Raw genomic sequence first — 15,565 nt, 5'->3', positions numbered from 1 at the left:
GCGGCGAACCTACTGGGCCGCGTCGGCCGCCTTCACCAGCGCGTCCTTGGTGACCGCACCGGCGTACACCTTGCCGTCGTCCGTGATCAGCGCGTTGACCAGGCGGGTCGAGAAGACCGTGCCCGAGCCGAACTTGCCGGTGACCTGGTCGCCGAGGACGTCCAGGATTCCGGAGAAGTCGTCGCTGCCGGACGCGGAGCCCGACGGCAGGCCCTGGCCGCCGGTGTCGAACTCGGCGATGGAGTTCCAGCCCTCACCTATGACCTTCAGGCCGTCGAGTCCCTGGCCGATCCCCTGGCCGATCCCCTCGCCGGACTCCGGCGCCTTCGCGTCCTCGCCCTCGGTGACCTTCGCACCCTTCGGCGGGGTGAAGTCGAAGGTCGAAGCGGCCGGCTCGGCGAAGTCGACCTTGGTGAAGCCGGCGTCCACGACGGCGGCGCCGCCACTCGCCGGGGTCAGCGTGAACTTGAGCGGCACCCCGGTCTTCGCGTCCACCACGACGGTGATCGCGCCGACCGTGGAGCCGGACTGCTTCGGCTTGATGAGCAGCTTGTAGCCGTCACGGCCCGCGATCTGGGCGGTGCCGTCGACGGTTACGGAAGTCGTGTCGTCGACCGCCTTCAGGGCCTCGTCGGCGAGTTCCTTGGGCGTGGCCGGAACATCCTCCGGCGCCTTCTCCCTCGCACCCTCGGACTCGGGGGCGGTCGAGTGGTACACCTCGTTCGACTTGCTGTCGTACGCCCATACGTCGTCGCCGTTGCGGATGACGCTGTACTCGGCGGCGTTGTCCAGGACGGAGATCTTGCCCTTGTCCGGGCTGTCGACCGCGACGCGCAGCGTGTGCGTGCCGGAGGCCAGCTCTATGAGCTTGGACTGCGGGTCCGCGGAGGAGCCGTCGTCGCCCTCTGCGGCGCCGGACATGAAGCCGCTCTCCAGCCCTCCCAGGTCGGGCAGCCCGAAGTCGGTGCTGATCTTGACCATGCCGGACAGCTGCTGGGCGTCCGACTCAGCGATCTTCTCGATGAGTTGCTGTGCGGTGATGTCCGGCAGGCTGGGGTCGCCGGAGTCGGCGAGCGCCGGTACGAGCCCGATGGTCGCCGCCGCCACCCCCACCACCGCGACCGGGACGACATACCGCGCGGCCTTGCGGCGGCCCGCGCGCATGTCCTCGGCCTGGGCCTTGCCGGTGCTCGTGCGGTCGTCGGATTCGTACGGATCCATCGGTGACATCGGTGTCTTCGGTGCCATGTGTGCCTTACCTCCGTCGTCGGCGGCGGCCTACCGTCCTGCACTTCTCCACCCGTGTAGCCGCCATTCTCACCCGAACCGGTGAGAAGTGTCGGGGGTCTGAGGGGGGTCCCCAGAAAACTGCTGCCTCAATCAGACCAAATCGGCTGACGGGAAGCGTCAGACCGCGGAGCCAACCTCGCGTACTCCTGCGGTATGACGTGAGGAGGCGGTGGCTGCCCCGACCCGTAGGGGTTGGGGCAGCCACCGCCTCGCACCAGCGGGTCGGCGCGCCGCGGATCAGCGCTGTACGAACACGTAGTCCGCCTGGTACGGCACGCCCACGATCGTGCCCGGTGAGCAGGACCCGGCCGGGGCGACGCCGCCCACGGTGTTGAGGCGCAGGATCTCCTGCGTGTCGGCCAGCAGACCTCGGTGCTTGCCGGACTGGGTGGCCTTGAGGTCCAGCTCGGGGATGTTCTTGTCGCCGTTCGGGGTCCTGGAGATCACCGACCCGGTGACCGCACTGCGGTCGGGCGCGACCCACTGCGGCGTACCGGAGTTGGGTTTGACGAACGTGTGCGCGATGCTGCCGCCGAGCACGGCCGAGACGTCACGCTGGGCGAAGGCGTAGCCCCCTCCCTCGGCCAGCTTGCACTCGTAGATCTGCTTGCCCTTGACGACGGAGGCCTGGAAGTTGTCGAGGGCGTCCCGGAAGTCGAAGGAGCCGGTGACCTTGTGGAGCTGGCCGCGCACGGCTCCGCCCGGGAACTCGGCGGTGTGCAGATTGGCGTAGAACGCGCCGGGATCGTTCTTCAGCTGCTCGAGCAGGGCGGTGTCCTTGACCTTCACCGTGCCGACCACATGGTGGCCCTTGATCTTCCCGAGCAGCTTGGTGAAGTCGACCTTGACTCCGCCATTGGCGCCCTTGGCGCCCTGGTGGATGTGGAGCAGGGTCGGCTTGCCGGTGCCGCGCCAGGTCACGGCGACGGACACCTTGTCGCCCTTGACCTTGATGAACTCCAGCGCCGCGCCGTCCTTGTCGCCGACGGCGGGGCCGCCCTGCACGGGTACCTCGTTGGCGCCGTTGAGGCTGGTGGCGAGGATGGTGCCGCCGGTGCCGCCCATCACTCCGCTCTGCACGGCGATGGTCTGGTCGCCGTGCGCGGAGTGACCCTTGCTCCCATGGCTGCCGCTGTCGGCAACCGCCGGGATGACAGCGGCGGCGACACCTGCCGCGGCGGCCACCGCGACAGCCGCCAGGATCAGGCTCCTACGACGCCGCGGAAACGTGGCGTCGGATCGGGCGGTGGATCGGGTGGTGGATCGGGCGTTAGATCCCATGATTCTGTTTTCTCCCCGTAATTCAGCTGACACCCCCTGCGTCAGCTTCTGGGGAGGTTTACGGAATGGATCTGAGCTTGGACTCAATCTAGGAATGTGACCTGCGCCACATACACTTACGGTCCGTTCCGCGCTCGCGAAACCCTCACCCGGCCCGGTGCACCACCGCATCGACCAGCTCCACCAACGCGGCCTTCGCGCCACACTCAGGCAGCGGAACCAACGCCGCCCGGGCCTCCTCCGCATAGCGCACGGTGTCCCGCCGCGCCTGCTCGAGCGCGGGATGGACCCGCAGCAGCGAAAGCGCCTCGGCGTGCCGGGCGTCGTCCGTCAGATCGGAGTCGAGCAGCTCGCACAGCGCGATGTCCTCGGCCAGGCCGAGCCGCTCCGCCCGCTCACGCAACCGCAGTACCGGCAGCGTGGCGATCCCCTCGCGCAGATCCGTCCCCGGCGTCTTTCCCGACTCGCGCGAGTCGGACGCGATGTCCAGCACGTCGTCCGCGAGCTGGAAGGCGACACCGAGCCGCTCCCCGTACTGCGTCAGCACGTCGACGACCGTCTCGTCGGCGCCCGACATCATCGCGCCGAACCGGCATGCGACGGCGACCAGCGACCCGGTCTTGCCGCTGAGCACGTCGAGGTAGTGCTCGACCGGATCGCGCCCGTCGCGCGGCCCCGCCGTCTCCAGGATCTGCCCGGTGACGAGCCGCTCGAACGCCTCGGCCTGGATGCGGACGGCCTCGGGTCCGAGGTCGGCCAGGGTGTGCGACGCGCGGGCGAAGAGGAAGTCGCCGGTGAGGACGGCCACCGAGTTGCCCCAGCGGCTGTTCGCGCTGGGCACTCCGCGCCGCGCGTCCGCCTCGTCCATCACGTCGTCGTGGTACAGCGTGGCGAGATGAGTCAGCTCGACGACCACGGCCGAGGGCACGACACCCGGCGCGTACGGATCCCCGAACTGCGCGGCGAGCATCACGAGCAGCGGGCGGAACCGCTTCCCCCCGGCCCGCAGGAGATGCTGCGCGGCCTCCGTAATGAAGGGGACCTCGCTCTTGGTGACTTCGAGCAGGCCCTCCTCCACGGCCGTCAACCCGGCCTGGACATCGGCTTCGAGAGCCTGGTCCCGCACGCTCAGCCCGAACGGCCCGACGACGGTCACGAGAGGTTCTCCTGTCTGCTGACGATCACATGGCGAACTCGGTCGATCATTCGGTCGATGACACGGTTTGTCGATGTGTCGCTGCCATCACTCAAGTCAGCGTATCCGGTCACGTTTCGATCACCACGAGCGCCCACCGTCCCCACTGTCGACTTCCTCCCGACTTCCCCCTCGCTTGCCACCCGATGCCCCCGGGCGGCAGACGGCCCCACGCCGAGCAACGGATTGCGCCGCGCCAGGGTGGCATCGAGGCATGGGTGATATGTCCTTGATCTGCTGGTATGAATCGACACATCCGGATCGAACGGAGCCATACGAACACGAGGCACAGGAACACGGGGCATAAGAACACGGTGACGCTTCAGGGCGCAGTCGCGTAGGGAACGCTCGTCCATATGGCCTCAGTCTCGGGCCTCCCTCACCCTCCGGCCGCACCACACCACGCACCCCGTCCACCGAGGTCACCCACTCTCCCGAGGTCACCCCGATGAACCCGCTGAACCCACACATCCGTACGTCCTTCCCGTACGAGACGACTCACGAGGACCTCTGGATCCCACTCCCGGACGGCACCCGTCTGTACGCACGCGTATGGCGCCCGCTGACCGACGAGCCCGTACCCGCCCTCCTCGAATACCTCCCGTTCCGCCTCACCGACCGGACCGCAACCCGCGACTGGCAGCGCCACCCCTGGTACGCGGGCCACGGCTACGCGTCCGTCCGCGTGGACATCCGTGGCCACGGCAACTCGGAGGGCATGCCGACGGACGAGTACGCTCAGATCGAGCTGGCCGACGGGGTGGACGTGGTGGACTGGCTGGCAGCCCAGCCCTGGTGCAGCGGCAGTGTGGGCATGTTCGGCATCTCCTGGGGTGGCTCCAACTCCCTCCAGATCGCGGCCCGCGCGCCCGAGTCGCTCAAGGCGATCGTCACGGTCTGTTCGACGGACGATCGCTATGACAACGACGTGCACTACATGGGAGGTTCCGTCCTCGCGGTCGACACGCACGCGTGGGCGGCCACGATGCTCGCGTTCGTCGCCCGGCCGCCGGACCCGGCGCACGTGGGCCGGGTGATGTGGCGCGACATGTGGGTGAAGCGGCTGAAGGCGGTGGACCCGTACGTTCACACCTGGCTGGCACACCAGACCCGCGACGCGTACTGGCGCCACGGCAGCATCCGCGAGGACTACGGAGCGATCCGGGCGGCTGTCCTCGCGGTGGGCGGCTGGCACGACCCGTACCGCGACACGGTGCTGCGGCTGGTCGAGAACCTCCCGCCGGACCGCGTACGCGGCCTGATCGGCCCCTGGTGCCACGAGTACCCGGACAGGGGTCTCCCGCCGGGTCCGGCGATCGGCTTCCTGCAGGAAACGCTGCGATGGTGGGAGCACTGGCTCAAGCCGCCCGGCTCGCTCCCGGACCCGTCCACCGGCTCGGGCACTGGCCCGTCCACCGGCCTGGGCACCGACTCGCGCACCGACCCGGGCACCGGTCCAAGCGTGATGCCAGAACCACTCCTGCGCTCCTACGTCATGGACGCGCACGCCCCTGCCACGACCTACGCCACCCTCCCCGGCCGCTGGGTGGGCGACGCCGCCTGGCCCTCCCCTTCCGTGACCCCGATCTCGTACCCACTCCAGGGAGCACCGGTACTGGTGCGTTCCCCCCAGCACACCGGCGTGGACGCGGGCCGCTTCTCCCCCTTCGGCAACGACGCCGATCTGCCGCCCAATCAGCGGGAGGAGGACGCGCGATCCGCATGCTTCGAGTTCGAGGCCCCGGAGGAGACCTGGATCCTGGGCCGCCCGAGGCTCCGTCTGCGTCTGACATCCCACTCGCCCCTGGGCCAGGTGATCGCCCGGGTCTGCGACGTGGCTCCCGACGGCGCCTCGACCCTGGTGACCCGGGGTGCACTGAACCTGTCAGCGCGCCATGGCCGTGACCAGGCGGTTTCCTGGAAACCGGGCTCTACGGAGGAGGTGGTTTTCGACCTGACCGGCATCGGCTACGCGTTCCCGCCGGGGCACCGCATCCGCCTCTCCGTCTCCTCGGCGTACTGGCCGTGGATCTGGCCCCAACCGGGCTCGGAGGCGGGCTTCACCCTGGACCCGAACGGCAGTTCCCTCGAACTTCCCGTACGAGCGCGCGAGTCGGACCCCTCGATCGCCTTCGAGGAACCCGAGCAGTCCGAACCCCTCGGAGTGGCCTCCCCGACCACCTTCGACGAACCCCGCCCGGAACGTGTCGTCGTACGCGACGTGGCGAAGGGCGAGTGGCGCCTGGAGGTCGACCCCCACCACGGTGGCACCCGCGTATACCCGGACGGCCTCGAATGCACGGAGGACGCACGGGAGATGTACACGATCCAGGAGGTCGACCCTCTGAGCGCCCGCGCGCGCTCGGACTGGTCGATCCGCCTCCACCGCCCGGACCTGGCATGGAACGCCACAGTCGAGACGCACTCCGAAATCACCTGCGACGCTGAGGACTTCATCACCTCTAACGAACTGATCTGCAAGGACGGCGACGAGGTGGTCTTCCATAGGACATGGGAGAGGAGATTCCCCCGCACGGCGGCCGTCGCCGACGCGGCGCCCCACTGGAGTCCCGGCGGCGCCTTGGGGTAGCCCTGAGGACCGTGGCACGGACCGAAGAATTCCTCATGGACCTCGACAAGGGGATGCTCGCGTACTTCCGCGAGCTGGCCCACGAGATGGTGACGCGCTTCGGGGTCTCGCGGGCGGAAGCGGTGGCGAGAATCAACAGGGCTTACTCAGCGGCGAGTTCGCCCCGTACCCCGACCTGATGTGCCACGAACTCCCCGAATACTGGGCCTACGGCCTCTACTTCAAGCCCGACGCGGGCCGGCTCCCGGACGAAGACACGGACATGGACCTGTCGGTGTGAGAGGTGCGGCCGACCCTGCCCGACGGCTCTGCCGCCTGGACACTCGAAGCGTAATGCCCGAGTTGCCCCCATTGCCGCTTTACTCATGCTTGGTCGCGTGAAATGGGTCACGCCCGGACGCGCGTGAACCCCTCCCCTCGCTCAGCTATTCCCCCTTTGCGGACGGCAAGTTGAGCGTCACGTTCCGGAATAATCGGGCAATTCATCCCTCGCTCCGACCAGGAGAAAGCGATCTACACCGGGAAATCAGGCCTTGTTTCCGACATGTGCTCTCGCATACGTTCACGTCGATCCGGACGGACCGCCCAATCCTGCCGCCGCCCGGATTCCCACCCACCCACCCACACGCGCACGGCAGGAGCGGGGGACCCAAGCACATCGCCGATCCGGACTCCGGAGCGGCTAGGGGTGAAGCCGCACCCAAACGCGGCCGGGCACCTCCCGCCCGAACCCGACAGCTCACCTCGCAGGCGCCGGAGAGGACTTCACCATGGCCGCACGTCAGCACCGCCACCCCAGGACCAGCACCCTCACCCGCGGTTTCATCGCCGCGGCAACGGGCGGAGCCGCCCTCGTTCTCCCGATCCTGGGCGCGACCGGCGCGCAGGCCGCCTCCGCCGGCCCCACCCCTCAGGTCCAGCTCATCACGTACAAGGTGGTCGCGGGTGACACCCTGGGCACGATCGCCGCGAAGTACCCCAAGAGCGGTGGCTGGAAGAAGCTGTACGAGGCCAACAGTGCGGTCATCGGCGCCGACCCGACCACGCTCCGCCCGGGCCTCACGCTGACAGTGGGCACAAAGACCATCAAAGCCTCCCCCAAGGCGACCACGGCCGCCCTCGCCTCGGCGAAGACCTACACCAACAACCTCGACGGCTGGATCAAGCAGTCGCTGGACATCATGGCCAAATCCGGCATACCGGGCACCTATAACGGTATCTACCGCAACGTCATGCGCGAGTCCTCCGGAAACCCCTTGGCCATCAACAACTGGGACTCCAACGCCAAGGCCGGCATCCCCTCCAAGGGCCTCCTCCAGGTCATCGACCCGACCTTCAAGGCCTACCACGTGCCCGGCACATCGATGAACCCCTACGACCCGGTCGCGAACATCACGGCGGCCTGCAACTACGCGGCGGCGAAGTACGGCTCGATCGACAACGTCAACGGACCCTACTGAACAACGTCAACGGGGCCCACCGGCCGCGGAACCACCGCACTGGAGACACCGCCCCGGAAACAACCGCTCCGGAACAACCGCTCCAGCACCACCGCGATCCCATCCTCCTCGTTCGACAGGGTCACCTCGTCGGCCACCGCCTTCAGTTCCGGGTGGGCGTTGGCCATGGCGACCCCATGGGCGGCCCAGTCGAACATGGGGATGTCGTTGGGCATGTCACCGAAGGCGATGGTCGCGCCGGGGCTCAGCCCCAGGTGCTCGGCGGCGAGAGCCAGGCCCGTCGCCTTGGTCACGCCGCATGGCTGGAGTTCGACGGTGCCGGGACCCGACATGGTGACGGTGGCCAAGGATCCCACCGCGCCGCGGGCCGCCGAGGCCAACTCGTCGTCGGACAGTGACGGGTGACGGAGCAGCACTTTGCTGATCGGCTCCGTCCAGAGGTCGTCACGGCGCCCCACCCGTACCGCGGGAAGGGTCGGATGCGGCATGACGTACCCCGGCTCGATGAGCGTCAGTCCGTCCACGCCGTCCTGGTCCACCGCCGCGTAGAGCAGCCCGACCTCCGCCTCGATCTTGCCCAGCGCCGTCTCCGCGAGCTCCCGGTCCAGGGTCACCGACCACAGCAGGCGGTCCGCCCCCGCGTCGTACAACTGCGCTCCCTGTCCGCACACCGCCAGCCCCGCGCCGCCGAGTTCATCGAGGAGCGGTCGCACTCTCGGCGCCGGGCGCCCCGTCACGACCAGGTGCCTGGCACCCGCCGCGACCGCCCTCGCCAACGCGGCCCGGGACCGGTCGGAGAGGGTGTCGTCGCCGCGGAGCAGCGTTCCGTCCAGGTCAGTGGCGATAAGTGAATATGCAGTCGGAGCGGCCATGATCCGAAGAATACGGATCGAACGGCTCATCGGCCCGGCGTGAACCGGACGACGTCCGGTATCCCGTCAGCAACGCCGTTCACCGTAAGGGGTGTACGAGGTCCTGTTCCGCCCGCATGGTCATGCGGGGCGAGGTCCCCGGCGTGACGCCCGACTGGTCGGTGGCGCGTCGGAGAGGAGCAGCCCCCACCCCGACTCGTCACTCTCCGTCGGCCCGCACGCGTCTGATCTCCGGATTCATGTGACAGAGCGTGGCTACCCTGTCCGACCCTGACGGCGTTCGGACGTGTCCGTACGCTGACCGCCCTGGGGTGTACAGGGCGGTTCCGCTGTGTGTGGAGGTGAGCGCGGCGGTCGGAATGGTCCAGGACAGCGCGAACGAATCCGAGTGGGATGTCACTCCGGAGGATGACGCGACTGCGACGGCCGTGACCACCGGCAGCCAACTCGAGCCCTGACGCGAGGGGTTGAGCCGCCCCGCCCTATTCGCGGTTCTCACAGGTTGCAAGGGAAAACCGCGCGCGTGGCGTGAGGCACCGTCTCCCTGCCGGAGCAGACAGTCGAGTTCTACGGGGCATGCCCCGGAAGCCGCAGCCTTCCTCCCCCTTTCCCCCGCCCGTACGGTCACCTCACCCGTACGGTCACCTCACCCGTGCGCCGCCACCACATGCTTGGCCACCCGCGGCGAAGCGAACTCCGTGCCACACACGAACCGCATCACCGGCCCGTACGAAGCCGCCGCCGGCAACCCCGTGAAGTACAGCCCAGGAACGGAGGACCGGTACCCGGCGCCGAGCTTCGGCGTGCCGCGGCTCACCGCCAACTCCGTACGCAACTCGTGGCTCAGGAAGTCCATCGCGGCGATGTCGACGCGGTAGCCGGTCGCGGATATGACGTGGTCGGCGGAGAGCTCCTCGGTCCGGCCGCCGTCCGGGGTCCGGACGGCGAGGACGGGCCGGCCGTCGGAAACCCCGGCGCGGACGATCCGGGACACCTCGCTGACCTCGACCTTGGCCTCGAAGCGGTCGCGGAGCCACCACGCGCCGAGGGGGCCGAGCACACGCCGGACGAGATAATGCCGGGTCCGGGCGGGCAAGTACCGGTAAGGGTGCGGGTAGTAGCTCAGCACCCAGAGCGACCAGGCACGTCCGAAGGGCGACTCCGGGCGCAGCTTCGGTTGCCTCCAGGGCGGCGCACCGAAGGCGACCTTGCCGCACCCTCGGGACACCACCCGTACCCGTGCCCCCACCTCCGCGGCGAGCGCCGCCGTCTCCAGGGCGGACTGGCCCGCTCCGACAATGATCAGCTCCTTGCCGGCGAACCGGCTGAGGTCGTGATGCTGGGAGCTGTGCGAGACGGGACCCGTGAGCGAGGGCCCGTCCGTCGCCGCGCCCGCGAGCTCCGGCGGCAGATGGGCGAGCCCGGACAGCCCGGTGGCCACCACGACGGCACGCGCCGTGAACAACTCGCCCGAGTCCAGCTTGAGTTCGAAGCCCTCTCCGCCCTTGCGGTCGACGGAAACGACCCGCACCCGCTCCAGCTCGGGCACCAACTTCTGCTGAAACCACTCGCCATACGCGATGAACGTCTCGACCGGGATGACGTCCTCGTCCGCGACGAGCCGGGGAATTCCTGCCGCCATGCAGTAGTCGAGGATCGTGTGGCCGCGCTGCGGGGCGTCGATACTGGACGCGGCCGGGGTCGACTTCAGGAGCATCCTCTCGGGCATGTGGTCGCGCCAGCTCACCATGGGCTCTCCGAAGACGCGCACCGGGATGCCGCGCGCCCGCAGATGGGCAGCGGTGGAAAGGCCGAACGGCCCGGCACCGATGACTGCTACCGGATGATTCACGAAGTCCCTCCCCAGGACATGCTGTGCCGCGCGTCGCGCGGTCGTGCCTACTCCGTGTCGTGCCTACGTGCCTACTTCGTGGTCGTACGGGTGCTGGTGCCGACGCTGGTGCTGGTGCCGACTCTGGTGCGGCCTTCCCGGCGCTTGCTCCGCCACAGCTGATACAGGTGCTTCACGCCCGGCCGCACGAAGCGCGCGAGCATCGTGAAAAACGGCCACAGGTCGTCACCCGCGAGCCAGGCCAGCTCCGTACCGCTCGCGTGAACCGGCGCGTGCGGCGTCGAATAGCCGCTGCGTCGGTAGGCGAGCAGGGCCGGCAGGTCGATGTTCTCCACGATGTAACGGTGACCGACTCTCTGTTCCCCCTCGGGAACGCTGCGCCCGGTCAGATCAAGATGCATGGCACGGACGACGTCGATCCCCGACTCGCTCTCGAAGAGTCGGAACTGTGCGCCCACCCGTGGGTTGAAGTCGAGGAGCTTGTACTGTCCATCGCGCCGGTCGAAGCGCAGGTCGAGGTCGATGACGCCGCTGAAGCCGATCTGTTTGATGAAACGGGCGGCGACATCCGCGAGTTCCGGATTGTCGACGACATACGCATTCGCCGTCATTCCCGCGTGCGGCGGCCAGGAGCGGACCTTCACGCCCGTGAACATCGCGAGCGGCGTCGAGTCCGCGTCGAAGTACGCGTGCACGATCCAGTCCTCAGCCTCCTCCCTCGGCAGATACTCCTGGAGGATCACACCCGGGTGATCGCCCCAGTCCCGGGCGAGCTTCAGCAGCCCCTCAGGGGTCTCGATCCTTGTCGTCCCGCTCACGGCCGGCCGGCTGCGGCGTACGAACGCTTCCCGGTTCTTGGCGACGAGGGGAAAGCGGGCGCTCTCGGCGAACGCGACGATCTCCTCGTACGACTGCGGGAAGGCGGCCGCCGGGCTGGGGACGCCGTGTTCCATGCAGAGTTCGTGCAGGCCCTGCTTGCTGGCGAGGCGGCGGGGCAGCTTGGCGTCCACCCGCGGGAAGAGAAAGCGGTCCCCCAGCTCCTCCTGATGCTCGGCGATCAGGACGGCGGCCTCCTCATCCGTCGGGACCAGGACCGTCGGCCGTCCGATGCGGCGGCCGATCCGCAGCAGCCCCTCCACGAGCCGCTCCGGCTCCTCCGTCCCTGTCGTCTGCCAGACGAAGGCGCTGCGCAGATAGCGCGAGGCCGCCGCGGGCGTGTAACGGTCCTCGGCAATCGCATACATCGGTATGCCGAGGCGGCCCAGACTTCGGATGGCGCCCACTCCACCGTGGTGCAGCGGATAGTCGCCGAACTTCACGATCAGGCCCGGTACGTCCTGGTCAGCGTCGACCGGCACGCCTCTGGCGCCCCTGGCCACGGGTCCCCCCACGTGTCCCCCCTACGGACCGGACCCACCCCGTCCGTGTCCCCAAAGGACGCTAAGCCGGAATTGCCACGTCCAACAAGGTTCCCGATTCGGACATTGCGAACTCTTTAGGCACTGCCACAGCACAGCCACTCCCCCGTAACGTGTGCCGCGACCACATGGAACACGTTGACCACGCGGAACGCATGGATACCGTGGCGAACACGAAAGTGAGGCGACACCCCGATGCCCCCCTTCGATGTCCCCGAGGGCGACCCCTTCGGTCCGCACAATCTTCCGTACGGCGTCTTCAGCCGGGCGGACCCGTCCGAGCGGAGCATCGGCGTCCGGCTCGGCGACCACGTGCTCGACGCGGGCGCAGCGGCTCAGGCGCTCGGCTCCCCCTATGCCGACCTGCTCGCGCGGTCGACCTTGAACCCGCTGCTCGCGGCGGGCCGCACGGCCTGGTCCGACGTACGCCGCGCGCTCACGGCATGGGTGACGGTGCCGGCCTACCGAGAGACCGTCGAACCTCTCCTCCACCCCCTCGCGGAGGTGACGCTGCACCTCCCCTTCGAAGTCGCGGACTACGTCGACTTCTACTCCTCCGAGAACCACGCCCGTAACGTCGGACAGATCTTCCGCCCCGACGCCGCGGACTCCCTCACCCCCAACTGGAAACACCTCCCCATCGGTTACCACGGCCGGTCCGGCACAGTCGTGGTGTCGGGCACGGATGTCGTACGTCCGTCGGGCCAGCGCAAGGCCGTCTCCGCCACCGCCCCCGCCTTCGGGCCCTCCACCCGGCTGGACATCGAGGCGGAGGTCGGCTTCGTCGTCGGCGCCCCGTCGAGCCTGGGCACCCCCGTCCCCCTTTCCTCCTTCCGCGACCACGTCTTCGGCCTCTGCCTCCTCAACGACTGGTCGGCGCGCGACATCCAAGCCTGGGAGTACGTCCCTCTCGGCCCCTTCCTCGGCAAGTCCTTCGCCACATCGGTGTCGGCGTGGATCACCCCGCTCGACGCCCTGGACAGCGCCCGGATCACACCCCCGGCGCGCACGCACCCCCTCCTCCCCTACCTTCACGACTCCGACGACGAGCCCGGCGGCTATGACCTGCGCATTTCCGTAGCCCTCAACGGCCACGTCATCTCCGAGCCGCCCTTCTCCACCATGTACTGGACGGCCGCCCAGCAACTGGCCCATATGACAGTCAACGGAGCATCGCTCCGCACGGGTGACCTGTACGGCTCGGGTACGGTCAGCGGCCCCTCCGAGGGCGAGCACGGCTCCCTCCTCGAGCTCACCTGGAACGGCCGCGACACCCTCGAACTCCCGGACGGCAAACGCACTTTCCTGGAGGACGGCGACGAGGTGACGCTCACGGCATGGGCTCCCGGTCCCGACGGCACCCGCGTGGGCCTGGGCGAGGTGACCGGCAGGATCGCCCCGGCCTCCTGACCCCGGGCTCCTGACCCGCCGGATGGCCGGGACCGCGACTCCCGAGACCCCGGCTGCTGGAGCCCGGCCTCGCACCCGCGCCCCCACCCCCGTATCCGTATCCCCTTATATCCAGTCCTCCGGCTCCGGTTCCGCATCCATCTCTGGCCAGTCCGGATCCGGGGCCGGGGCCGCGTCCGTCGCCGTACCCGGCGTTCCCCCGGGAGCGCCGCCGCCCAGGGAGGCGAGCACCCCGACGACGCCTTCCCCGTATGTCGCCAGCTTCTTCTCGCCCACCCCGCTGATGCCGCCCAGGTCCGCCACCGAGGTGGGCCACACCGTGGCGATCTCCCGGAGCGTGGCGTCGTGGAAGATGACGTACGCCGGGACGCCCTGTTCCTTGGCCTGCTCGGCACGCCAGGAGCGCAGGGCCTCGAAGGCGGGGACGAGTTCCTGGGGCAGCTCGGCCACGGCGCTCTTGGCCTTGCGCTCGCCCCTGGAGGACGAGGAGCGGGCCACGGTCGGCTTCGGCGCCTCCTTGCGCAACGGCACCTCCCGCTCGCGCCGCAGCACCGTCCCGCTCGCCTCGGTCAGCACCAGCGTCCCGTACTCGCCCTCGACCGCGAGCAGCCCCTGGGCCAGCAACTGTCGTACGACGCCGCGCCATTCGGATTCGGCCAGTTCCTCTCCGATGCCGAACACAGACAGCTGGTCGTGGTCGAACTGGATCACCTTGGCGGTCCGGCGCCCCAGCAGGATGTCGACGAGCTGGACCGCGCCGAACTTCTGCCCGCGCTCGCGCTGCAGCCGCACCACCGTGGACAGCAGCTTCTGCGCCGCGATCGTGCCGTCCCAGGTTTCGGGCGGCGCCAGGCACGTGTCGCAGTTGCCGCAGGCGGGGGTGTGCGGGTCCTGGCCGAAGTAGGCCAGGAGCTGGGAGCGCCGGCACTGGACCGTCTCGCACAGGGCCAGCATCGAGTCCAGGTGGGCGGCCGCCCGGCGGCGGAACGCCTCGTCGCCCTCCGAGCCCTGGATCATCTTGCGCTGCTGGACCACGTCCTGAAGGCCGTACGCCATCCATGCCGTGGACGGCAGTCCGTCACGGCCCGCGCGTCCCGTCTCCTGGTAGTAGCCCTCGACCGACTTCGGCAGGTCGAGATGGGCGACGAACCGGACGTCGGGCTTGTCGATGCCCATGCCGAAGGCGATCGTGGCGACCACGACCAGGCCCTCTTCACGCAGGAAGCGCGACTGGTGGGCGGCGCGGGTGCCCGCGTCCAGGCCCGCGTGGTACGGCACCGCCTCGACACCGTTGCGGGAGAGGAACTCGGCCGTCTTCTCCACCGAGTTGCGCGAGAGGCAGTACACGATGCCCGCGTCGCCCGCGTGCTCCTCACGCAGAAAGGACAGCAGCTGTTTCTTCGGGTCGGCCTTCGGGACGATCCGGTACTGGATGTTGGGCCGGTCGAAGCTCGCCTCGAAGTGGCGGGCGCTCGGCATGCCCAGGCGCTGGGTGATCTCCCGGTGCGTCGCGTGTGTGGCCGTGGCGGTCAGCGCGATGCGCGGGACGTCCGGCCAGCGCTCGCCGAGCAGCGAAAGGGCCAGGTAGTCGGGGCGGAAGTCATGGCCCCATTGGGCCACGCAGTGCGCCTCGTCGATCGCGAAGACGGAGATCTTCGCCCGCGACAGCAGGTCCAGCGTGGTGTCCAGGCGCAGCCGCTCCGGGGCCAGGTAGAGCAGGTCCAGCTCCCCCGCCAGGAGCTCGGCCTCGACCACGCGCCGCTCGTCGAAGTCCTGCGTGGAATTCATGAACCCGGCGCGCACGCCCAGCGCCCGCAGCGCGTCCACCTGGTCCTGCATCAAGGCGATGAGGGGGGAGACCACGACTCCCGTACCCGGCCTGACCAGGGCCGGAATCTGGTAGCAGAGCGACTTTCCGCCGCCCGTCGGCATCAGGACGACGGCGTCGCCGCCTGTCACCACATGCTCGATGATCGCTTCCTGCTCGCCCCGGAAGGCGTCGTACCCGAAGACCCGGTGGAGCGTGGCCAGTGCCTCGCTCTCCCCCAGCTTGTCCGTCGCGTCCGCTTCGGTCATCACACCCGTCCCGCCCATCCCGCTCATCGCTCGTCGTCCCCCGTATGTCGTGCTTCGCCCACGACAGCCACCATAGGGCTCCGCACCGACAGCCTCAGAGTTATCCACAGGCTGCGACCGG

Annotated in this window: 11 protein-coding genes and 1 riboswitch; of the genes, 4 read left to right on the top strand and 7 right to left on the bottom strand. The window is 69.0% G+C overall.

The features are described from left to right. Positions 1-9: 9 nt before the first annotated feature. The 3 genes from AB0D57_RS00440 to AB0D57_RS00430 all read right to left on the bottom strand — a co-directional run bounded on the left by AB0D57_RS00440 (position 10) and on the right by AB0D57_RS00430 (position 3,727). Positions 10-1,221 carry a DUF2092 domain-containing protein gene (locus AB0D57_RS00440; protein WP_362065677.1) on the bottom strand — a complete coding sequence of 404 codons (1,212 nt, stop codon included), beginning with the start codon at positions 1,219-1,221 and terminating at the stop codon, positions 10-12. A 306-nt stretch (positions 1,222-1,527) separates the two neighbouring features. Continuing rightward, positions 1,528-2,571 carry a CHRD domain-containing protein gene (locus AB0D57_RS00435; RefSeq protein WP_362065264.1) on the bottom strand — a complete coding sequence of 348 codons (1,044 nt, stop codon included), beginning with the start codon at positions 2,569-2,571 and terminating at the stop codon, positions 1,528-1,530. 145 nt (positions 2,572-2,716) lie between these two features. Then, a complete protein-coding gene (locus AB0D57_RS00430) occupies positions 2,717-3,727 on the bottom strand; it encodes a polyprenyl synthetase family protein (RefSeq protein WP_362065261.1) in 1,011 nt (336 codons plus the stop codon). Positions 3,728-4,214: 487 nt separating this feature from the next. Between AB0D57_RS00430 and AB0D57_RS00425 the strand changes: the two genes are divergently transcribed. The 3 genes from AB0D57_RS00425 to AB0D57_RS00415 all read left to right on the top strand — a co-directional run bounded on the left by AB0D57_RS00425 (position 4,215) and on the right by AB0D57_RS00415 (position 7,816). Beyond that, the gene (locus AB0D57_RS00425; protein ID WP_362065258.1) at positions 4,215-6,356 is read left to right on the top strand and encodes a CocE/NonD family hydrolase; all 2,142 of its coding nucleotides are present in this window, start codon (positions 4,215-4,217) and stop codon (positions 6,354-6,356) included. Between the two features lie 11 nt (positions 6,357-6,367). Continuing rightward, positions 6,368-6,535, top strand: a complete 168-nt coding sequence (locus AB0D57_RS00420) for a hypothetical protein (RefSeq protein WP_362065255.1) — start codon at positions 6,368-6,370, stop codon at positions 6,533-6,535. Between the two features lie 425 nt (positions 6,536-6,960). After that, positions 6,961-7,122, top strand: a riboswitch (cyclic di-AMP (ydaO/yuaA leader). Positions 7,123-7,126: 4 nt separating this feature from the next. After that, a complete protein-coding gene (locus tag AB0D57_RS00415; RefSeq protein ID WP_362065252.1) occupies positions 7,127-7,816 on the top strand; it encodes a LysM peptidoglycan-binding domain-containing protein in 690 nt (229 codons plus the stop codon). Here AB0D57_RS00415 and AB0D57_RS00410 read toward each other — a convergent pair. The 3 genes from AB0D57_RS00410 to AB0D57_RS00400 form a co-directional block, all read right to left on the bottom strand. Next, positions 7,810-8,688, bottom strand: coding sequence for an HAD family hydrolase (locus AB0D57_RS00410; protein ID WP_362065249.1), 879 nt, complete (start codon positions 8,686-8,688; stop codon positions 7,810-7,812). The genes AB0D57_RS00415 and AB0D57_RS00410 overlap by 7 nt on opposite strands. 646 nt (positions 8,689-9,334) lie before the next feature. Beyond that, positions 9,335-10,540 carry an FAD-dependent oxidoreductase gene (locus AB0D57_RS00405; protein ID WP_362065246.1) on the bottom strand — a complete coding sequence of 402 codons (1,206 nt, stop codon included), beginning with the start codon at positions 10,538-10,540 and terminating at the stop codon, positions 9,335-9,337. 71 nt (positions 10,541-10,611) lie between these two features. After that, positions 10,612-11,898, bottom strand: a complete 1,287-nt coding sequence (locus AB0D57_RS00400; protein ID WP_362065243.1) for an ATP-grasp domain-containing protein — start codon at positions 11,896-11,898, stop codon at positions 10,612-10,614. Positions 11,899-12,153: 255 nt separating this feature from the next. On the opposite strand from AB0D57_RS00400, the gene fahA reads away from it, so the two are divergent. Continuing rightward, positions 12,154-13,368 carry a fumarylacetoacetase gene (gene fahA, locus AB0D57_RS00395; protein ID WP_362065240.1) on the top strand — a complete coding sequence of 405 codons (1,215 nt, stop codon included), beginning with the start codon at positions 12,154-12,156 and terminating at the stop codon, positions 13,366-13,368. 105 nt (positions 13,369-13,473) lie between these two features. Here fahA and recQ read toward each other — a convergent pair whose 3' ends face one another. Continuing rightward, positions 13,474-15,444 (bottom strand): DNA helicase RecQ, encoded by a 1,971-nt coding sequence (recQ, locus tag AB0D57_RS00390; protein ID WP_362065237.1) that lies wholly within the window; start codon positions 15,442-15,444, stop codon positions 13,474-13,476. Positions 15,445-15,565 lie beyond the last annotated feature (121 nt).

Source organism: Streptomyces sp. NPDC048275 (genome assembly GCF_040652275.1).
GTDB lineage: Bacteria > Actinomycetota > Actinomycetes > Streptomycetales > Streptomycetaceae > Streptomyces.
Note: the sequence above shows the minus strand (reverse complement) of the source record. Positions and strands in the feature narration are given on the sequence as shown.

Excerpts from the sequence above, each read along its gene's own strand:
- AB0D57_RS00440 (WP_362065677.1), bottom strand. The coding sequence starts at position 1,221 with ATGGATCCGTACGAATCCGACGACCGCACGAGCACCGGCAAGGCCCAG.
- AB0D57_RS00435 (WP_362065264.1), bottom strand. The coding sequence starts at position 2,571 with ATGGGATCTAACGCCCGATCCACCACCCGATCCACCGCCCGATCCGAC.
- AB0D57_RS00425 (WP_362065258.1), top strand. The coding sequence starts at position 4,215 with ATGAACCCGCTGAACCCACACATCCGTACGTCCTTCCCGTACGAGACG.
- AB0D57_RS00415 (WP_362065252.1), top strand. The coding sequence starts at position 7,127 with ATGGCCGCACGTCAGCACCGCCACCCCAGGACCAGCACCCTCACCCGC.
- AB0D57_RS00410 (WP_362065249.1), bottom strand. The coding sequence starts at position 8,688 with ATGGCCGCTCCGACTGCATATTCACTTATCGCCACTGACCTGGACGGA.
- fahA (WP_362065240.1), top strand. The coding sequence starts at position 12,154 with ATGCCCCCCTTCGATGTCCCCGAGGGCGACCCCTTCGGTCCGCACAAT.
- recQ (WP_362065237.1), bottom strand. The coding sequence starts at position 15,444 with ATGACCGAAGCGGACGCGACGGACAAGCTGGGGGAGAGCGAGGCACTG.